Consider the following 18,592-nt stretch of genomic DNA (forward strand, 5'->3'; position numbering starts at 1 on the left):
TTGTTTACCAAGGAGTTTTCCGTTTCGACTGCGCCGGAAGTGGGGCGAATTATAGACAGTTACAATTCGCCGTCAACCGTTAATTACGCTTTTGTTGCAGAAAGTGGTTTTTTCGCAATAAGGCGCGGGATTCGGCGCATTACAGGCGGGATCCGTAGCACCAGGAGCAGCGCACCTACAGAGGCATAGATAGCCCACTCCTTGAGATCCGCCCGCACGATCCACAACATGTGAAGCAAGCCAAGTCCCAAATTCACGTACACCAGGCGATGCAGCTTCTTCCAGCGACTGCCCAATCGGCGTTGACTGTAACGATTCGACGTCACCGCCAGCACCAACAGCGACAGGAAACCCAACGCGCCGACAATTATGTAAGGCCGCTTGCGCAGCTCCACACCCAGTTGCGACCAATCCAACCCAAGCACAAACACACAATAAGCAGCCAGATGCAGCACGACATAAGCAAAGCACCACAACCCAAGCTGCCGGCGTACCGCTATCCACCCTGCCCAACCGCTAAGCTTCTGCAACGGGGTCATTGCCAGGGTGATCAACAACAGTATCAACGTGCCGAGCCCCAGCCGGTCAACCAACACCTTGCCCGGATCCGGCCCCAGGACAGAACTCCAAGCTTCATATAACCAGAACAACGGCCAAACCGCCGCCGCTATAAAGACGCCAATACGCCAGATCGGGTAGCGCATCAGTAATTTTTCCGCAGGTCGAGATCGGTATAAAGAGAGGCCACCTCATCCGAGTAGCCATTGAACATCTGAGTCTCGCGCACATTGGGACTGAACAACCCACTCGGCAGACGACGCTCCCGCGCTTGAGTCCAGCGCGGATGGTCAACCGTAGGGTTCACATTCGCATAAAAACCATATTCGTCCGCTGCAATGCTCTGCCAGGTGGTTTTCGGCTGCTCGCTGACAAGGCTGATGCGAACAATCGACTTCACACTCTTGAAGCCATACTTCCATGGCACGACCAACCGCAGCGGCGCGCCATTCTGGTTAGGTAATTCACGCCCATACATCCCCACAGCAAGGATCGCCAGAGGATTCATCGCCTCATCCAGTCGCAGCCCCTCTACATAAGGCCAATCAATCAAGCCAAAACTCGAACGCTGCCCCGGCATGCTCTTGGGATCCTGGAGCGTTTCAAAACGAATGTATTTGGCCTTGGAAGTCGGCTCAACCTGTTTGAGCAACGCCGAGATCGGAAAACCGATCCATGGAATAACCATCGACCACGCTTCGACACAGCGCAGACGGTAGATACGCTCTTCTAACTGATACGGCTTCATGAAGTCTTCCAGGGCATAACGGCCTGGCTTCGCAACTTCGCCATCAATCACCACGCTCCAAGGCTCGGTCTTGAGTGAGCCCGCATTGGTTGCCGGGTCGCCCTTACCTGTACCGAACTCATAGAAGTTGTTGTAGTGGGTTGCATCCTTGAACGGCGTGATCGCTTCGTCCTTTACCGTGATCGCCTGCCATTTCGTTCCCGGCAGTTTCTCGGTAAACCAATTCGGCGCCTTGCCCGGTTCAACATCAGCGTAACGCGCGGCCTCATCGGCATTTGCCCAACGCGGCAGGCTACTGGCTGCGATGCCAGCAAGCGCACCACCGAGCAAGCTACGGCGAGAGAGATAGAAGGACTCAGACGTGACGTCCGATTCGTGGCAATCGGACGCTTTGGGCAATTTGATTAACATGGCAACTCCGCAGCATTGGAGAACTGATGCACCAATAGACTGCGGAGTATGGGGGAAATTACATTAAGGCAATGTTTTGTCGCGGCGCAGGTGCAGCAAGTACTGAACCGGACCTGAAGCGGCGTAGACCAGGAACGCCAGCAGCAGAATCCGCGGCGGATCACTGAAGACCACGGCGAACACCAGCACCACTGCCAGAATCGCCACGAAAGGCACACGCCCCTTCAAGTCCAGTTCCTTGAAGCTGTTGTACTTGATGTTGCTGACCATCAGCATCCCGGCCGCAGCCACCATCAAGGCTACCAGGAACGACATCTTCGAACCCTGGATGCCGTAATCGCTGAATGCCCAGACAATACCTGCCACCACACCCGCAGCGGCCGGGCTGGCCAGACCGATGAAGTAACGCTTATCGGCAGTCCCCACTTGGGTATTGAAGCGCGCCAGGCGCAAAGCAGCACCCGCGACATAGATGAAGGCAACCATCCAACCGACCTTGCCCATGTCACCCAGCGCCCAGGCAAATGCCAGCAACGCGGGCGCAACACCAAACGCGACCATGTCCGACAACGAGTCGTACTCGGCACCGAAGGCACTTTGCGTATTGGTCATGCGCGCGACACGACCATCCAGGCCGTCGAGCACCATGGCGACAAAGATGGCGATGGCAGCAAAACCAAAATACTTGCTGGCACTCGCCGCATCACCCGCCGCCAGTGCGCTTTGGGCGCTCATGGAGTTGATGATGGAATAGAAACCGGCAAACAGGTTCGCCGTGGTGAACAGGTTGGGCAGAAGATAGATGCCACGATGCCGGACCTTGCGACCTTCCGCATCATGCCCTTCTTCGACATGCTCATCGATCGGTAGCAGGCTTTCGGCGTCAGAGGCCTGGCCTGGCTCTTCGGGACGTTCGGTCATGGACTTTACCTTGCAACGGTGTGAAAAGAATTCGACAAATACTTGCGGCGCGTGTTCGCCCGCAAACGATGCAGCTTTATACCAGAACCCGCCCCCAAACGAAAAAACGCGGCCTAAGCCGCGTTTTCCGTTGACACGTACGACTTAGTTTTTGGCTTTGTCGACGATCTTGTTGGCACCGATCCACGGCATCATGGAGCGCAATTGCTCGCCGATGACTTCGATACCGTGAGCGGCGTTGTTACGACGCTTGGCGGTCATCGAAGGGTAGCCGGTAGCGCCTTCGCTGATGAACATTTTGGCGTATTCGCCGTCCTGAATACGTTTCAGGGCGTTGCGCATGGCCTGACGGGACTCGGCGTTGATCACTTCCGGGCCAGTCACGTATTCGCCGTACTCAGCGTTGTTGGAGATCGAGTAGTTCATGTTGGCGATACCGCCTTCGTACATGAGGTCAACGATCAGCTTCAGTTCGTGCAGGCACTCGAAGTAAGCCATTTCCGGCGCGTAGCCCGCTTCAACCAGGGTTTCGAAACCGGCTTTTACCAGCTCAACGGTACCGCCGCACAGAACGGCTTGCTCGCCGAACAGGTCGGTTTCAGTCTCGTCCTTGAAGGTGGTTTCGATGATGCCGGTACGACCGCCACCGACGCCAGCAGCGTAGGACAGTGCCACGTTCTTGGCGTTGCCCGAGGCGTCCTGGTAGATCGCGATCAGGTCAGGGATGCCGCCGCCTTTGACGAACTCGGAACGCACGGTGTGACCCGGTGCTTTCGGCGCGATCATGATCACGTCGAGGTCAGCGCGCGGCACAACCTGGTTGTAGTGGATCGCGAAGCCGTGGGAGAAGGCCAGGGTGGCGCCCTTCTTGATGTTCGGCTCGATTTCGTTCTTGTACAGCGCGGACTGGAACTCGTCCGGGGTCAGGATCATGACCAGGTCGGCAGCAGCAACGGCGGAAGCAACGTCAGTCACTTTCAGGCCGTGGGCCTCAGCCTTGGCAACAGTGGCCGAGCCTTTGCGCAGGCCTACAGTCACGTCAACGCCGGAATCTTTCAGGTTGCAAGCTTGCGCGTGACCTTGGGAGCCGTAGCCGATGATGGCGACTTTCTTGCCCTGGATGATCGACAGGTCACAATCTTTATCGTAATAAACTTTCATGAGGTTCCTCTATATATCCAGGCCGTAAGGCCATTCGCTAATTTGGGTTAGATGCTGAGTACTTTGTCGCCACGGGCAATCCCGGTGACACCACTGCGTACCGTTTCCAGAATCGAGGCCGTCCCGATCGACTGGATGAAGCTGTCCAGCTTGTCGCTTGTACCGGTCAGTTGAACGGTATAAACGCTGGCGCTCACATCGACGATCTGCCCGCGATAAATATCGGTAGTGCGCTTGATCTCGGCACGTTGGGCACCCGTGGCCTTGACCTTGACCAGCATCAGCTCGCGCTCAATGTGGGCACTTTCCGACAGGTCGACCAGCTTGACCACTTCGATCAGCTTGTTGAGGTTCTTGGTGATCTGTTCGATCACCTCATCGTGGCCCACAGTGGTCAACGTCAGACGCGACAGAGTCGGGTCTTCGGTCGGAGCCACGGTCAGGCTTTCGATGTTGTAGTTGCGTTGCGAAAACAGACCGACAACACGAGACAGAGCGCCGGGTTCGTTCTCCAGAAGCAGGGAGATAATGTGCCGCATGATTAAGTACGCTCCGTCTTGTTCAGCCACATGTCGCGCATAGAGCCGTCTTTGATCTGCATCGGGTAGACGTGCTCGCTGGTATCCACCTGAATATCGATGAACACCAGGCGGTCCTTCATGGCGAACGCCTCTTCCATCTTCGGCTTCAGATCTTTCAAATCGGTGATGCGAATGCCGACGTGGCCATAGGCTTCAACCAATTTTACGAAATCCGGCAACGATTCCATGTAGGAGTGGGAGTGACGGCTGTTGTAGCTCATGTCCTGCCATTGACGAACCATGCCCAGCACGCCGTTGTTCAAGCAGACGATCTTCACCGGAAGGCCGTACTGCAGGCACGTCGACAGTTCCTGGATGTTCATCTGAATGCTGCCCTCACCGGTGACGCACGCGACGTCGGTGTCCGGGAAGCTCAGTTTCACGCCCATGGCCGCAGGAAAACCAAAGCCCATCGTGCCCAGGCCACCGGAGTTGATCCAGCGGTTAGGCTTGTCGAACTTGTAGTACTGCGCGGCGAACATCTGGTGCTGGCCTACGTCGGAGGTCACAAAGGCGTCGCCCTTGGTCACTTCGCACAGGGTCTCGATCACGGTTTGTGGCTTGATGATGCTGCCGTCGCCCTTGTCGTAAGGGAACAGGCCACGATCACCGCGCCATTCGTCGATCTGCTTCCACCAACTGGCGACGGATTCCTTGTTCGGCGTCTCGCCAATGTCCTTGAGCGCGGCAACCATTTCGGTCAATACGCTTTCCACAGGACCTACGATCGGCACGTCGGCCTTGATGGTCTTGGAGATGGATGCCGGGTCGATGTCGATGTGGATGATCTTGGCATTCGGGCAAAATTTGCTCGCGCCGTTGATCACTCGGTCATCGAAACGTGCGCCCACTGCCAGGATCACGTCAGCGTGGTGCATGGTCAGGTTGGCGGTGTAGCTGCCGTGCATGCCGAGCATGCCGACGAACTGACGGTCGGTGCCCGGGAATGCGCCAAGGCCCATCAAGGTGTTGGTCACCGGCAGGTTGAGCAGCTTGGCCAATTCGGTCAACGGTGCGGAACCGCCGCCCAGAATCACGCCACCGCCCGAGTACAACACAGGACGCTTGGCCGCCAGGAGCATTTCTGCCGCCTTGCGGATTTGCCCCGAGTGCCCACGCACGGCCGGGCTGTAGGAACGCAGCTTGGCTTTCTTCGGGAAGATGTATTCGAATTTTTCCGCCGGGTTGGTCATGTCTTTCGGGATATCGACCACAACAGGGCCCGGGCGACCGGACTGTGCGAGGTAGAAGGCCTTCTTCATGACTTCCGGGATTTCCGAGGGATGCTTGATCATGAAGCTGTGTTTCACGATCGGCCGGGAGATACCGATCATGTCGGTTTCCTGGAATGCATCAGTGCCTACCATGGTGCTAGGCACCTGGCCGGAAATGATCACCATCGGGATGGAGTCCATATACGCAGTCGCGATGCCGGTAATGGCATTGGTTGCGCCTGGGCCGGACGTTACCAGTACCACGCCGGCTTTACCGGTGGCACGGGCGTAACCGTCAGCCATATGGGTCGCGGCCTGTTCGTGGCGAACCAGGATGTGGGTAACAGCCGGTTCCTTGAACAGTGCGTCGTAGACATGCAGCAGAGCACCACCTGGGTACCCGTAGATATAGTCGACGCCTTCGTCACGCAAAAAGCGGACGAGCATCTCACCACCAGATAAAAGCTCCACGTTGTTCACCTCTAAAACGCCAGAATACCGTCCGTTGAAAACCGACGGGTCTTAATAGGTTTACTTCTCAACAGAGCATGAGCGACGGTGGTCGCCGACTACGTCAGCACTGACTGAGCAAGTATTGGGATCGTCCCAAGTGTTGCGGGCTTTTCCCACCCAGCGCGAGGTAACGCGTTGCGGGTGTAACAGGTCGGCGCGGATGTGCGCCTCATGATCTGCTGAGCGGGCCTGCTTCTGGCAGTCCCGATACAGCGGACTTTGGATTCTTCTGTTTCAGGCCCTTCAAGTCAAGCAATAATTGCGCTTTTTTCCAACTAAGCGCATGAGAACGTAGGAGAAAGGGCTTTGAGGAGGGATAAAACTCGCCTGAATGTCGTCAAGCGGTAGAAATGTGCGCAAGACTGCCGGAAAAACCGGCAGTCAGGCAATTAACGAGCGTCGACGATCAATTGGTCGAACTTTTTCAGCGCGTTACGCAAGCCAAGGCTCTCTTGCGGGCGGTCGGCATAGACCATCTCGGCCATTTCCAGAATGCCCGAGGCATTGGGCAGCGGCAGGTCCCGTTCGAGGATCTGCTTCATGCGCACCAGGAAGATCCATTGCAGCCACTGGTGGAAGTCCAGGGTATCCACAGAAAAGGGCTCGACACTGCTGAGCGCCTCGGCGCTGGGGGACACATCGTCCCACCAGCCCTGCACGCGCAATTCGCGTTCAATCAGCAATAATTGTTCGGCGATGGCGGGAAAGCGTGCATCCATCAGAGGCTGACCTTGGCTTTTTGACGCGCCTGGGCAGCGCCAGCGGCATCGCCTTGTGCGGCACGCGCGTCACCAATCAACGCCCACAGGCTGGCTTGCAGGTCGGGACGGCCGTTGGCGAGCGACAACCCGCGACGGGCGAACTGCTCGGCCTGCGGTGCATCACCCTGGGCCATGCGTACCTGGGCCAGGCGATACAGCACTTGCGGCTCACGCGGCGCAACGCGTTGGGCACGCTCAAGACTCGACGACGCACCGTTCAAATCACCGCCCGCCTGCTGTTGCTGGGCAGTGGTCAACAACGCCAGCACCGGGCCATCCAGTTGCTCATCAGCCGACAGGCCACTGCCGCTGGACGAGGATGGAATGCCACTTGGCGTCGATGGCATGTTGTAGCTGCCCTGGTTGATCGGGGCCGCCTGGATCGGCGTGGTATCGATCGGGCCGGAAGTGCTTGGCCCTGGGGTCCACGGCTCGGCGCTGATCGGTGCCGATGTCGCTGCGCCACCGCCTGGCACCATCACTACCACACCCGAATCCTGCGGCACGGCCTGTGGTTTGGCTTGCGCAGGACGATTGGTCACGGTCTGACGGAAACCGCCATTGGCCGAAATCCGATCGTTATTGGAGACGGCCGTGCTCGAGTCCACCACGGGAATGGAGCCGCGCTGCACGCTGGAGCAACCGCCGAGCAAAGCCAGAGCTGTAATAGCTGGAAACAACCACTTGTTCACTTGAAACCCTCTTTGCTTAGTTCATCCAGCCCTTGACCCAATCCATCACCGATTCCGCATCTGCAGGGGCACTGCCACCGCACGCGGCGCCGGGTGGCGGTTCGCTGCCGCGAATATACGGCATCTGCACCGCGCCCGGACAGTTGGCATCGGAGCCCTGCCCCGTGTGTGGATCGATCCAGGCCTGCACGATGTTATCCGGCTGCGGCATATTCAACGGCAACGGGTCGGCCTTACGCATGAAACTGGTCCAGACCTGCAGAGCACCGGTCGCACCGGTGAATGGCGTCTTGCCGTTATCGTCACGCCCCAGCCACACCACTGCCAGCACATCCTGGCCGAAACCGGCAAACCAGCTGTCACGCGAATCGTTACTGGTGCCGGTCTTGCCCGCCAACGTCAGGTTCGCTGGCAGCACGCTGTAGACCGAACGCCCGGTACCTTCACGCATCACGCGCTGCATAGCGTTCTGGATCAGGTAGATGGAACCTGCATCAAACCGTTGCTGAATCTGGAACGGATAGCGTTTGAGCGGCTCGCCCTCGGCGGTCAACACACTGCGGATCCCGCGCATCGGCGTATTGAAGCCACCGTTGGCGAGGGTCTGGTACATGGTCGCAACTTCCATCGGCGTCATTGCACCAGCGCCCAGCAGGATCGACGGGAAGGCCGGGAACTCACGGGTGACGCCCAACCGCGCGATGGTCTTGAGGACATTCGGTACGCCGACTTCAAGGCCCAGGCGCGACGTGGAAATGTTGTAGGAGTGCGCAATACCCTGATAAAGGAACACCGTACCGTGGGAGCGACGGTCGAAGTTCTGCGGCGTCCACACCTGGCCATCAGCCCCTTTGACCGACAGCGGATCATCCGACAACCAACTGGTCAGGGTGTACTTGCTCGGTTTTTCCAAGGCGGTCAGGTAAACGGCGGGCTTGACCAGCGAACCGATCGGCCGCACCGCATCCAGTGCGCGATTGAAGCCGGCAAAGCTGGCCTGGCGGCTGCCGATCATGGCCTGGACTTCACCGGTCTCCGGGTTTGTCACCACCATGGCCGCTTCGACTTCATCCGAACCTTTACGGCCCGTCAGGCGTTTGAAGGTGTCGTTGACCGACGCTTCGGCTTTCATCTGCAGGATCGGGTCGAAACTGGTGAAGATCCGCAGGCCTTCTTCGGTCAAGTCTTCGTCGCGGTAGTCTTCACGCAGTTGGCGTTTGACCAGGTCGATAAAGCCTGGGAAGGAGCTGTCTGCCAGTTTGCCGCGAGTGGTTACACCCAGTGGCATTTTCTTGGCCGCGGCGACTTGCTCAGCGGTGGCGACACCCTGCTGCTCAAGCACATCGAGCACCAGGTTGCGGCGCTCCAGCGCACGCTCGGGGTTGCGGCGCGGGTTGTAGTAGGAAGGCCCCTTGACCATGCCCACCAGCAACGCGACCTGGTGCAACTTCAGTTCGGACAGCGGCTGACCAAAGAAGAACTGGCTCGCCAAACCGAAGCCGTGCACGGCGCGCTGGCCATCCTGACCGACGAATACCTCGTTGAGGTACGCCTCAAGGATTTCCTGCTTGCTGTAGTGCAGCTCCAGCAGCATCGCCATCATCGCTTCGGTGAGCTTGCGGGTCAGACTGCGCTCGTTGGTCAGGTAGAAGTTCTTGACCAATTGTTGCGTCAGCGTACTGCCGCCCTGAGTCATCTTGCCGCCGGAGGTGTTCACCCAGACTGCGCGGGCGATCGACTTGGGCGAGACACCCCAGTGATGGTAGAAATCGCGGTCTTCAACGGCAACCAGGGTTTCCAGCAGGTATGGAGGCACCTGATCCAGCTTGATCAGGATGCGATCTTCAAGGTTTTTCGGGTAAATGCCGCCAATCATCAGCGGTTCCAGGCGAACCACCGGCAACTTTGAACCGTTGAGCGACGACAGTTCGGCTACATAATCACCCGAGAAGCGCACGCGTACGGGCTGGGCTTTCTCCAGGCCTTCGTAGAACTGGAAGCCACGGGTATTCAGGTCGACAGTGTTACCACTGACAGCTGCGGCACCCGGACCGTTGCTCACGGGTTCGCGGCGGTAGCCCAAGGCGTCGAGTTCGGTGAGGAAGTCATCCTTGCTCAACTTCTGGCCGGTGAACAGTTCCAGCGGGCGCGCGTACACCTTGGCCGGAATGGTCCAACGCTTGCCAGAGAACTTCTCCTGCACCACGGCATCGAGGTACACCGCAAAGCCAGCGAGTACTACCAGGCCTACCAGGCCGAGCTTGAGCGCCCAGCCCAGCCAAGGGCGCAGGCCACGGGAAGGAGGTTTTTTACGGGAACGGGGAGATCGGGTTCGAGTCATGGCGGCGGATTATACGCACTTTATTGATGATCAACATGAGCCGGACAGCGGTTTGCACGACCGCTCGTAGCGGCCATAATGCCCGCCATGTTTTTCCCCAGACTCTGAAGGATCGCCCGTGAGCCAGTCCCTGATCGCTGCCCTGCAAAACCCGGCTTTATACCCTCACCCGGTTGAAGCGTTTCAAGTCATCGAAACCCATATTTCCTGGGTCGTCCTCACCGGCCCGTATGCCTATAAGCTGAAGAAGCCGATGAACTTCGGCTTTCTCGACTTCACCGATCTGGAAAAGCGCGGCCACTTCTGCCGGGAAGAACTGCGCCTCAACCAGCGCCTGACCGAAGATTTGTATCTTGACGTGTTGCCGATCACCGGCAGTGCCGAAGCACCGCAATTGGGCGGCGACGGCCCGGTCGTCGAATACGCGCTGAAAATGCGCCAGTTCCCGCAGAGCCAAATGCTCAGCACCTTGCAGGCCAACGGTGAACTGACCAGCGCGCACATCGATGAGATGGCCAAGCAAATCGCGCACTTCCACCTCACGGCGCCAAAAGTCCCACAGGAACACCCGGCAGGCACCCCGGATGAGGTCATGGCACCGGTTCGCCAGAATTTCGACCAGATCCGTCCGTTCCTCAGCGACAAAGCCGACCTGGTTCAGCTGGACGCCCTGCAGGCCTGGGCTGAAAGCAGCTTCGAGCGCCTCAAGCCGCTGTTCTCCCAGCGTAAAAAAGACGGTTTCACCCGCGAATGCCACGGTGATATTCACCTGGGCAACGCCACCTTGATCGATGGCCATGTGGTGATCTTCGACTGCATTGAGTTCAACGAGCCGTTCCGCTTCACCGATGTATATGCCGACACCGGCTTCCTGGCCATGGACCTTGAAGATCGCGGTCTCAAGTCCCTGGCTCGCCGCTTTATCAGCCAGTACCTGGAACTGACCGGCGACTATCAAGGCCTGGAAGTACTGAACTTCTATAAAGCCTATCGCGCTCTGGTCCGCGCCAAGATCGCGCTGTTCAGCATGCCGAGTGAAGCCAGCCCGGTACAACGCGCCACGACCCTGCGCCAATACCGCAACTACGCCAACCTGGCGGAGAGCTACAGCACTATTCCGTCGCGCTTCCTGGCCATTACCCACGGTGTGTCAGCCGTCGGTAAAAGCCACGTGTCCATGCGGCTGGTGGAAGCCCTGGGCGCCGTACGCCTGCGTTCGGATGTGGAGCGCAAGCGCCTGTTCGGCGAACAGCAAGTGGAAAACACGCCACAGGCCGGCATCTATGCGGCCGACGCCAGTGCGGCAACTTACGCACGCTTGAATGAAATCGCCGATACCGTGCTACGCGCCGGTTACCCGGTGGTGCTGGATGCGACCTTCCTTAAACGCGAACAACGCGATGCAGCGGCCAAAGTAGCAGAGGCCACCGGCGCGCCCTTCCTGATCCTGGATTGCAATGCGCCGCAAGCCGTTATCGCCAGTTGGTTGGCACAACGTCAGGCGGACAAAAACGATCCTTCCGACGCGACACTGGCGATTATCGAAGAACAACAGGCCAAGCGTGACCCGCTGACTGCCGAGGAATTGCTCCTCAGCAAACGCGTCGAGACCAATGAAAGTGGCACCCTCGATGCGCTGGTGGCGCATATTCGTCAGCGCCTGCCTGGCCTGTAAGAAAAATTTCTTGGTCGTGTCGTCTACTTAGGGGGCACGGCCAAGCAATAGTGGCACTATAATGGCGTCATAAATCCAACAGGAGTCGCCGTCATGAGTCACCCCAAGCTTCTTGATACGCCGCTTTACTCGCTCCTGCATAAAGACGATATCCGTGGCTTCAACCAGGAACGCCCGAAAGACGGGGTCATCGACATGCGCGGTGGCGACTTCCGCGGGCTGGATTTGCGTGAGCTGAACACCGCTGGCGTGGATTTCACCGATGCCTACTTCCGCTCCGCCGACCTGCGCGGCCTGGACTTGCGCGACTGCCCACTGGAAGGCGCCAGCCTGGCCCATGCGCAGATTTCCGGAACGTACTTCCCACCAGAGCTGACCGCTGATGAGATCCTCATGTCGGTTAATTTCGGTACTCGCCTGCGCTACCGCACCCGCTGAACCCCTCTGCTTAAGCCCCGGTTCGCGCAACCGAGCCGGGGACTTCCCGCCTGCCTGACGTCGCCATTCTTATAAGCTTTAGGCCGTTTCCGACTAAAGAACCACGCTTTTCCTACTGAGCGCTACACTCCTTTGCAGGCTTGCCTGGTCTCGATACCCACCGCACCATTCGGCCGTCGCAAGGAGGCTTGATGAACGATGAGCTGCAACACCTGAAAAACCTCGGCAAGACGTCAGCACAGTGGCTGCATGCGGTGGGCATCCACAGTGCGTCGGACTTGCGCCGCCTGGGTGCGGTCGATGCTTATCGGGCCGTCCGGACGCGTGGGTTTCGCGCCTCGAAAGTGCTGTTGTATGCGATCGAAGGAGCTTTGATGGATGTGCACTGGAATGACATTCCTGCCGAGCGCAAGGAAGCGTTGAACCGCCAATTGGACGCGCTATCGGCACGCCAGAAGAATTAGCTCGTCGATTAACCCCAGCATTTACAGGCATTGCGAACAGGCGTTTGAGAAAACGCAGAGAGCATGCAAAAACAAATGTTGACTCTCAAATGAGAATCGTTATGATTATCACAACTGATCGCGAGATCAGCCGATAACTGAAAGACCATTGGTTCGGACTCTCAGATTATCTCCTCATCAGGCTAATCACGGTTATTTGACCCGGCTCTTGCCGGGTCTTTTTTTGCCTGTAAGAAAGCCGCCTTCAGCGCGCAATGATCAGCGGGTGACCACGCTCCGGGTGTGGCTGCACCAGCACATCCAAACCAAATACCGCCTTCAACGGTTCAGGCTGCATCACCTGCGCCGGCGTATCCAATGCGTGTGGTCGCCCCGCCTCCAGCAGCAGAATCCGATCGCAGTAACGCGCTGCAAGGTTCAAGTCGTGAAGGATCACCAACACCGCCGCCCCTCGATCAGCAAAGGTGCGAATGGCTTGCAAGGTGGTGTGTTGATGCAAAGGATCCAGCATCGACGTCGGCTCATCCAACAGCAACGTCTGCCCTGCCTCACCCGGCCATAGCTGCGCCAGCACCCGTGCCAGGTGCACCCGCTGACGCTCGCCACCGGACAGCGCCAGGTAGCTGCGACCGCTCAAATGGCCGACATCTGCCGCTTGCAGGGCCGCCTCAATAATCTCGTCATCGCGGGCTCGCCCGGTCTGATGAGGCAAGCGCCCCATGCCGACGACCTCTTCGACACGGAAAGCAAAGTCCAGCGTCGAGCTTTGCGGCAATACCGCCAGGCGCTGCGCCCGCTGCGCACCACTCCACTCGTTCAACGGGCGTTGATCCAACCACACCTTGCCTTGGTCGGGGTGCAGCTCACCGCACAATCCCCCGAGCAGTGTACTTTTACCCGCACCATTGGGGCCCAGCACGCCGAGTACTTCCCCCGGTAGCAGATCAAGCGTGACATCCGCCAACACGGTTTTGCGACCACGACGGATCTGCAGGTCTTCCACACGCAACATCAGGCACGCCCCCGCAACAACAGGTACAGAAAAAACGGCGCGCCGATAAATGCAGTGACGATACCGATCGGCAACTCAGCCGGTGCCAGGGCAAGCCGTGCGACCAGATCGGCAAACAACAACAGGCTCGCACCTGCCAGAATCGATGCCGGCAACAACACCCGATGGTCCGGCCCTGCCAGCAAACGCACCAGATGCGGCACCACCAGCCCTACAAAACCAATCATGCCCGCGGCAGCCACTGCTGCCCCGACGCCCAGCGCCGTGCAGAAAACCAATTCGCGCTTGAGCCCTTCCACATCGATGCCGAGATGATTGGCCTCCGACTCACCCAGCAGCAAGGCATTCAACGCCTTGGCCCGGCGCGGCAACCACAGCGCCACGCCCGCGCTCACCAGCAACAATGGCCATAACCGCGAATAGCTCGCGCCGTTGAGACTGCCCAGGTTCCAAAAGGTCAGGGTGCGCAGGGTGGCGTCGTCGGCCAGGTAGGTAAACAGGCCCACCGCCGAACTGGCGAGCGCCGTGAGGGCAATGCCGGCGAGTAGCATGGTCGCGACGTTGGTCTGGCCGTTACGCCGCCCCAGTCGATAGACCAGTGCAGTCACACCCAGCCCTCCCAGGAATGCACACAGCGACAGAAGATAGGGGCCAAACGCATCCGGCAAACCGCCGAAAAACGAACCCCCGACAATCGCTACCGCCGCCCCCAGCGCAGCGCCACTGGAAACCCCCACCAGGCCTGGATCAGCCAAGGGATTGCGGAACAGTCCCTGCATCGCCACCCCAGACAAGGCCAACACACCACCGACGGCCAAGCCCAGCAACGTGCGCGGCAACCTGATCTGCCCCAGAATCAGCTCAGCCTGCTCCAGCCCTTGAGCCTTGATCGGCAACCCCATCAAGCGCAACGCGGCTTTTAGCGTATCCAGCAACGGTAAGCTGACCGGTCCCAGCGCTAAAGAAAGCCAGATCGCCAAGGCACACAACAGCGCCAGCCCAACAAACAGCGTCTTCGGTTTTACCAGAGTCGTCATGGGGCTAGCTTGGCCTGGGACGGGTAGAACCCGGCAGACAGATCCGCGAGGCTTTGCGGTAAACGTGGCCCGAGCCCGCCGACCAGCAATGTAGGATCGACCTCAAATACCCGCCCAGCCTTGGCCGCCGGCGTGGACGCCAGGATCGGGTTTTCTTTGAACAGTGCGGCACGCGCCGCATCACCGGTCAGGGCACGATCCGCAAACACCAACACATCCGGGCTCAACCCCGCCAACGACTCCACCGAAAACGGCTTGTAGCCAGTATGCGTCGCCAGGTTGCGCCCTCCCGCCTGCTGCAACATCCAGTCAGCCGCCGTGTCTTTGCCCGCGATCAGCGGCTTGCCGCCCGCATGACCCAGCAACAGCAATACGCCGGGGGCCTTTTGGGTGGCCTGAGCCTTGGCGACCCAGCGCTTCTGCTGATCCAGCGCCTGCTCATATCCGGTAAACAATTCGTTGGCCTTGGCCTCAGCGCCCAGCAACTTGCCAAGGTGCTGAAGGTTGCCCTTCAACGTCGGCAAGTCAGGCTGCGCCGAAAACATCTCCACCTGCACACCCGCGCTGCGGATCTGCGCCAGTATGGGCGGCGGGCCCATTTCCTCAGTACCTACCAACACCTGCGGGCGCAAACTCAAGATGCCTTCAGCCGACAACTGCCGCTGATAGCCAATGCTCGGCAACGCCTTGAGCGACTCCGGATGCTGGCTGGTGGTGTCCACCCCCACCAATTTCGCCTCACCGCCCAAGGCCGTCACCCACTCCGACAGCGCCCCACCGGCACTCACCCAACGTTGTGGCAGTTCAGAGGCTTGCGCCCCAGGGTTGACCAGCAGTCCGACAACAAGCGCAATAGCACTGGCACTCAGGCGCATAACAGGGTTTCCTTCCAGGGGCAGGGCCGCTCAAACGCTCATCAATGTGACAGATAATGCCTGCCCCGCATCGTATTGAGCGCCCGGTCAGCCAACGGGCGAAGCCGGCATTTGATAATTGTTTGCATTTGAACGTCAAGGCACTTAAGGATTGAAATGAAGTTTCTCTGCTCCTCCGATACCCTCGCGCCAGACAGCAGCCTCGGTTTTGAAATCGATGGTTGCAAATTGTTGGCCGTGCGCCGGGACGGCGTTGCCTACTTCTATATCAACCGTTGCCCCCATCGCGGCATTCCACTGGAATGGCAGCCCGACCGGTTCCTCGACGACAGCGCCAGCCTGATCCAGTGCGCCACCCACGGCGCACTGTTCCTGATCGAAAACGGCGAGTGCATCGCCGGCCCCTGTGCCGGGCAAAGCCTGACTGCAGTGCCCGGCCGCGAAGACGCCCAGGGATTGTGGGTGCAACTCTAGTCGAGCAGCACGTCCAGGCGCCGGTCCACGCATATTTCTTCGGATGTCACCCGTACGCCATACGCCAGCACTTCCACCCCTGCCGCCTTGGCTTCGCGCAGGGCTGCAGCGTAAGCCGCGTCGATCTCCACGGCCGGGCGCACAGCATCAATCCCCGAGAGGTTGACGCAATACAACTGCACCGCCCGCACACCGTCACGCGCCAGATAGGCCAGTTCGCGCAAATGCTTGGCGCCTCGCTGGGTTACCGCATCAGGGAAGGCGGCCACCGAAGTACCGTCGAAACCCAGGGTCACACTTTTGACTTCGACGTAGGCCGCGCCGTCGGGATAGTCCAGACGGAAGTCGATGCGGCTTTTCTCTTGACCGTAAGGCACTTCGCGCTTCAAGGCGGTGAAGCCGTTCAGCTCGGTGATGACACCCGCATGCAACGCCTCCTCGACCAACTGATTGGCACGCGCAGTGTTCACACACGCCAAGCGGCCCTGAGGTGTCTCGGCAATTTCCCAGGTGCCGGGCAACTTGCGCTTGGGGTCATTGGAGCGACTGAACCAGACCTGCCCACCTTCGACCATGCAATTGAGCATCGAGCCGGTGTTGGGGCAGTGAATGGTCAGCAACTCGCCGGTAACGGTTTCGATATCGGTAAGAAAACGCTTGTAGCGACGAATCAACCGCGCTTCTTCGAGGGGAGGATGAAAGCGCATCAGCCTTGCCAGCTCCGCAATCCACGGGCGATCCGCTCCACCGCTTCCTGTAGCCGATCGAGGTTTTGCGTGTAGGCAAAACGCACATGGTGACCGGCCTGATAGCGGCCAAAGTCCAGGCCAGGCGTGAAGGCCACATGCTCGGTTTCGAGGAAGTGGCGGCAGAATGCGAAGGCATCACCGCCGAACGCGTTGATATCGGCATACAAATAGAACGCGCCTTCCGGCTCGACCGCGATACCGAACCCCAACTCGCGCAAGGCGGGCAGCAAGAAGTCGCGGCGGCGCCCGAATTCAGCGCGGCGCTCTTCCAGAATGCTCAGGGTTTGCGGGGCAAAACAGGCCAATGCCGCGTGTTGCGCCATACTCGGCGCACTGATGTAGAGGTTTTGCGCGAGCTTCTCCAACTCACCCACCGCCGCCGGTGGTGCCACCAGCCAACCCAGGCGCCAACCGGTCATGCCGAAATACTTCGAAAAACTATTCAGGACGAACGCATCGTCGTCCACCTCCAGCACGCTGGCCGCATCGGTGCCGTAGGTGAGGCCATGATAAATCTCATCCACCACCAGATGGCCGTTGCGTGCCTTGATCGCGCCGGAAAGCTCGGCCAATTCGTCGCGGGTGAGGATCGTGCCAGTCGGGTTGGCTGGCGACGCCACCAACGCGCCCACACTGTCCTGATCCCAATGCTTGGCCACCAGGTCGGCGGTCAATTGATAGCGCACCTCCGGGCCGACGGGAACTAGTTGCGCCGCGCCCTCCACCAAGCGCAGGAAGTGGCGATTGCAGGGGTAGCCAGGGTCGGCGAGCAGCCAATGCTTGCCCGGATCTACCAGCAAACTGCTGGCGAGCAGTAATGCGCCAGAGCCGCCGGGCGTGATCAGGATGCGCTCGGGGTCCACGTCCAACCCGTAGCGCTGCTGATAGAAACCGCTGATAGCCTCACGCAACTCAGGCAAGCCACGGGCGGCGGTATAGCGCGTCTTGCCGTTGGCCAACGCTGCCTGGCCGGCTTGGATGATCGGCTCGGCGGTGGTGAAGTCCGGCTCGCCGATCTCCAGGTGGATCACGTCATGGCCGGCGGCCTGCAGCTCATTGGCCCGCGCCAGCAATGCCATGACATGAAAAGGTTCGATGGCGCGACTGCGCGCACTGTACGGCTGAGCCATTAGCCTTCCTTAACGGTGAGGACAAAATCTGGATTCTACCGAACCCGCGCCGTAAAACATGTTCTATTGCCTGCCCGACGGCAGGCGCCGTCCGGGCAAGCGCCAGCAAAACGACTAAAATCTACATCTGAGGCAACACATACCCAGCAACGACGGGCTGATGCAGTTTGCAACCCCATTGCCGTGGGCCTCGACAACCGGGAGTGGCGCACCCCGAATCTATCTGGTAAGTTCGCCCGCTTGCAGCCGCAGGGCCGGCAGGTGTCGGTGACGTTGCAATCCTGCGCAATGGATTAGAAGAGTGAGAGGCGGTCTATTCATGTCCACCCAAGCAAAGCAACAGCAGACTCAAGGCCTCAATGGCTTCGAACCTTACGTAGAAAAGAAAGGTGAGGAGTACATGGGCGAGCCCATGCGCGAGCACTTCACCAAGATCCTGAACAAGTGGAAACAGGACTTGATGCAGGAGGTCGACCGTACGGTTGACCATATGAAGGACGAAGCAGCCAACTTCCCTGACCCGGCCGACCGTGCCAGCCAGGAAGAAGAATTCGCCCTTGAACTACGCGCCCGCGATCGCGAGCGCAAGTTGATCAAGAAGATCGACAAAACGCTGCAGCTGATCAAGGACGAAGAATACGGCTGGTGCGAATCCTGCGGTGTCGAGATCGGCATCCGTCGCCTGGAAGCCCGCCCAACCGCGGACCTCTGCGTAGACTGCAAGACCTTGGCTGAAATCAAGGAAAAACAGGTCGGCAAGTAATCCAGCCGAGCTGAACGAATGGGGCGTGCGAACGCTCCATTTTTGTTTCTGGCGTTTACCGAATTTCCAGTAGT

General features: G+C 59.1%; 19 protein-coding genes. 5 read left to right on the forward strand and 14 right to left on the reverse strand.

The features are described 5' to 3' along the window. Positions 1-83: 83 nt before the first annotated feature. From msrQ to mrcB, 9 genes are all read right to left on the reverse strand, one after another. Positions 84-704 carry a protein-methionine-sulfoxide reductase heme-binding subunit MsrQ gene (gene msrQ, locus ACP7BX_RS20890; protein WP_426130099.1) on the reverse strand — a complete coding sequence of 207 codons (621 nt, stop codon included), beginning with the start codon at positions 702-704 and terminating at the stop codon, positions 84-86. Further along, positions 704-1,717: a protein-methionine-sulfoxide reductase catalytic subunit MsrP gene (gene msrP / locus ACP7BX_RS20895; RefSeq protein WP_426130097.1), complete on the reverse strand. Its 1,014-nt coding sequence runs from the start codon at positions 1,715-1,717 to the stop codon at positions 704-706. Before msrP ends, msrQ begins: the two co-directional genes overlap by 1 nt. 63 nt (positions 1,718-1,780) lie before the next feature. Continuing rightward, complete coding sequence (pssA, locus tag ACP7BX_RS20900; protein ID WP_038844148.1) at positions 1,781-2,638, reverse strand: CDP-diacylglycerol--serine O-phosphatidyltransferase; 858 nt, start codon at positions 2,636-2,638, stop codon at positions 1,781-1,783. Between the two features lie 144 nt (positions 2,639-2,782). Continuing rightward, positions 2,783-3,799 (reverse strand): ketol-acid reductoisomerase, encoded by a 1,017-nt coding sequence (ilvC, locus tag ACP7BX_RS20905; protein WP_003176099.1) that lies wholly within the window; start codon positions 3,797-3,799, stop codon positions 2,783-2,785. Positions 3,800-3,846: 47 nt separating this feature from the next. Further along, positions 3,847-4,338: an acetolactate synthase small subunit gene (ilvN, locus tag ACP7BX_RS20910; protein WP_003176102.1), complete on the reverse strand. Its 492-nt coding sequence runs from the start codon at positions 4,336-4,338 to the stop codon at positions 3,847-3,849. Between the two features lie 2 nt (positions 4,339-4,340). Further along, the gene (locus tag ACP7BX_RS20915; RefSeq protein ID WP_038844180.1) at positions 4,341-6,065 is read right to left on the reverse strand and encodes an acetolactate synthase 3 large subunit; all 1,725 of its coding nucleotides are present in this window, start codon (positions 6,063-6,065) and stop codon (positions 4,341-4,343) included. Between the two features lie 431 nt (positions 6,066-6,496). Continuing rightward, a complete protein-coding gene (locus ACP7BX_RS20920) occupies positions 6,497-6,826 on the reverse strand; it encodes a YqcC family protein (protein ID WP_426130094.1) in 330 nt (109 codons plus the stop codon). After that, entirely contained in the window at positions 6,826-7,560 is a 735-nt protein-coding gene (locus ACP7BX_RS20925) for a tetratricopeptide repeat protein (RefSeq protein ID WP_426130092.1), read from the reverse strand. Before ACP7BX_RS20925 ends, ACP7BX_RS20920 begins: the two co-directional genes overlap by 1 nt. 16 nt (positions 7,561-7,576) lie before the next feature. Then, positions 7,577-9,901, reverse strand: coding sequence for a penicillin-binding protein 1B (mrcB, locus tag ACP7BX_RS20930; RefSeq protein WP_033898300.1), 2,325 nt, complete (start codon positions 9,899-9,901; stop codon positions 7,577-7,579). A 118-nt stretch (positions 9,902-10,019) separates the two neighbouring features. On the opposite strand from mrcB, the gene ACP7BX_RS20935 reads away from it, so the two are divergent. From ACP7BX_RS20935 to ACP7BX_RS20945, 3 genes are all read left to right on the forward strand, one after another. Beyond that, the gene (locus tag ACP7BX_RS20935) at positions 10,020-11,576 is read left to right on the forward strand and encodes an AAA family ATPase (RefSeq protein WP_426130090.1); all 1,557 of its coding nucleotides are present in this window, start codon (positions 10,020-10,022) and stop codon (positions 11,574-11,576) included. Positions 11,577-11,669: 93 nt separating this feature from the next. Further along, positions 11,670-12,014 (forward strand): pentapeptide repeat-containing protein, encoded by a 345-nt coding sequence (locus tag ACP7BX_RS20940; protein WP_016976848.1) that lies wholly within the window; start codon positions 11,670-11,672, stop codon positions 12,012-12,014. A gap of 191 nt (positions 12,015-12,205) precedes the next feature. Beyond that, positions 12,206-12,478 carry a TfoX/Sxy family protein gene (locus tag ACP7BX_RS20945; protein WP_010206563.1) on the forward strand — a complete coding sequence of 91 codons (273 nt, stop codon included), beginning with the start codon at positions 12,206-12,208 and terminating at the stop codon, positions 12,476-12,478. A 244-nt stretch (positions 12,479-12,722) separates the two neighbouring features. Here ACP7BX_RS20945 and ACP7BX_RS20950 read toward each other — a convergent pair whose 3' ends face one another. The 3 genes from ACP7BX_RS20950 to ACP7BX_RS20960 are packed head-to-tail and all read right to left on the reverse strand — an operon-like array spanning position 12,723 to position 15,402. Then, complete coding sequence (locus ACP7BX_RS20950; RefSeq protein WP_033898295.1) at positions 12,723-13,490, reverse strand: heme ABC transporter ATP-binding protein; 768 nt, start codon at positions 13,488-13,490, stop codon at positions 12,723-12,725. Beyond that, complete coding sequence (locus ACP7BX_RS20955; protein ID WP_426130087.1) at positions 13,490-14,527, reverse strand: FecCD family ABC transporter permease; 1,038 nt, start codon at positions 14,525-14,527, stop codon at positions 13,490-13,492. Before ACP7BX_RS20955 ends, ACP7BX_RS20950 begins: the two co-directional genes overlap by 1 nt. Further along, positions 14,524-15,402: a heme/hemin ABC transporter substrate-binding protein gene (locus ACP7BX_RS20960; RefSeq protein ID WP_426130085.1), complete on the reverse strand. Its 879-nt coding sequence runs from the start codon at positions 15,400-15,402 to the stop codon at positions 14,524-14,526. Before ACP7BX_RS20960 ends, ACP7BX_RS20955 begins: the two co-directional genes overlap by 4 nt. 156 nt (positions 15,403-15,558) lie before the next feature. Here ACP7BX_RS20960 and ACP7BX_RS20965 point away from each other — a divergent pair, with 156 nt between their 5' ends. Then, positions 15,559-15,876 carry a Rieske (2Fe-2S) protein gene (locus ACP7BX_RS20965; protein ID WP_426130083.1) on the forward strand — a complete coding sequence of 106 codons (318 nt, stop codon included), beginning with the start codon at positions 15,559-15,561 and terminating at the stop codon, positions 15,874-15,876. Here the strand turns inward: ACP7BX_RS20965 and sfsA are convergent. Further along, entirely contained in the window at positions 15,873-16,583 is a 711-nt protein-coding gene (sfsA, locus tag ACP7BX_RS20970) for a DNA/RNA nuclease SfsA (RefSeq protein WP_426130081.1), read from the reverse strand. The genes ACP7BX_RS20965 and sfsA overlap by 4 nt on opposite strands. Then, complete coding sequence (locus ACP7BX_RS20975; protein ID WP_426130079.1) at positions 16,583-17,755, reverse strand: pyridoxal phosphate-dependent aminotransferase; 1,173 nt, start codon at positions 17,753-17,755, stop codon at positions 16,583-16,585. Before ACP7BX_RS20975 ends, sfsA begins: the two co-directional genes overlap by 1 nt. Before the next feature lie 319 nt (positions 17,756-18,074). Between ACP7BX_RS20975 and dksA the strand changes: the two genes are divergently transcribed. Further along, positions 18,075-18,518, forward strand: coding sequence for an RNA polymerase-binding protein DksA (gene dksA / locus ACP7BX_RS20980; RefSeq protein ID WP_025857127.1), 444 nt, complete (start codon positions 18,075-18,077; stop codon positions 18,516-18,518). The last annotated feature ends 74 nt before the right edge of the window (positions 18,519-18,592 follow it).

It is taken from the genome of Pseudomonas sp. DWP3-1-3b3 (genome assembly GCF_049896305.1).
In the GTDB taxonomy this organism is placed as follows: Bacteria; Pseudomonadota; Gammaproteobacteria; order Pseudomonadales; family Pseudomonadaceae; genus Aquipseudomonas; species Aquipseudomonas azotoformans_A.

Excerpts from the sequence above, each read along its gene's own strand:
- msrQ (WP_426130099.1), bottom strand. The coding sequence starts at position 704 with ATGCGCTACCCGATCTGGCGTATTGGCGTCTTTATAGCGGCGGCGGTT.
- msrP (WP_426130097.1), bottom strand. The coding sequence starts at position 1,717 with ATGTTAATCAAATTGCCCAAAGCGTCCGATTGCCACGAATCGGACGTC.
- pssA (WP_038844148.1), bottom strand. The coding sequence starts at position 2,638 with ATGACCGAACGTCCCGAAGAGCCAGGCCAGGCCTCTGACGCCGAAAGC.
- ilvC (WP_003176099.1), bottom strand. The coding sequence starts at position 3,799 with ATGAAAGTTTATTACGATAAAGATTGTGACCTGTCGATCATCCAGGGC.
- ilvN (WP_003176102.1), bottom strand. The coding sequence starts at position 4,338 with ATGCGGCACATTATCTCCCTGCTTCTGGAGAACGAACCCGGCGCTCTG.
- ACP7BX_RS20920 (WP_426130094.1), bottom strand. The coding sequence starts at position 6,826 with ATGGATGCACGCTTTCCCGCCATCGCCGAACAATTATTGCTGATTGAA.
- mrcB (WP_033898300.1), bottom strand. The coding sequence starts at position 9,901 with ATGACTCGAACCCGATCTCCCCGTTCCCGTAAAAAACCTCCTTCCCGT.
- ACP7BX_RS20940 (WP_016976848.1), top strand. The coding sequence starts at position 11,670 with ATGAGTCACCCCAAGCTTCTTGATACGCCGCTTTACTCGCTCCTGCAT.
- ACP7BX_RS20945 (WP_010206563.1), top strand. The coding sequence starts at position 12,206 with ATGAACGATGAGCTGCAACACCTGAAAAACCTCGGCAAGACGTCAGCA.
- ACP7BX_RS20950 (WP_033898295.1), bottom strand. The coding sequence starts at position 13,490 with ATGTTGCGTGTGGAAGACCTGCAGATCCGTCGTGGTCGCAAAACCGTG.
- ACP7BX_RS20955 (WP_426130087.1), bottom strand. The coding sequence starts at position 14,527 with ATGACGACTCTGGTAAAACCGAAGACGCTGTTTGTTGGGCTGGCGCTG.
- ACP7BX_RS20960 (WP_426130085.1), bottom strand. The coding sequence starts at position 15,402 with ATGCGCCTGAGTGCCAGTGCTATTGCGCTTGTTGTCGGACTGCTGGTC.
- ACP7BX_RS20965 (WP_426130083.1), top strand. The coding sequence starts at position 15,559 with ATGAAGTTTCTCTGCTCCTCCGATACCCTCGCGCCAGACAGCAGCCTC.
- sfsA (WP_426130081.1), bottom strand. The coding sequence starts at position 16,583 with ATGCGCTTTCATCCTCCCCTCGAAGAAGCGCGGTTGATTCGTCGCTAC.
- ACP7BX_RS20975 (WP_426130079.1), bottom strand. The coding sequence starts at position 17,755 with ATGGCTCAGCCGTACAGTGCGCGCAGTCGCGCCATCGAACCTTTTCAT.
- dksA (WP_025857127.1), top strand. The coding sequence starts at position 18,075 with ATGTCCACCCAAGCAAAGCAACAGCAGACTCAAGGCCTCAATGGCTTC.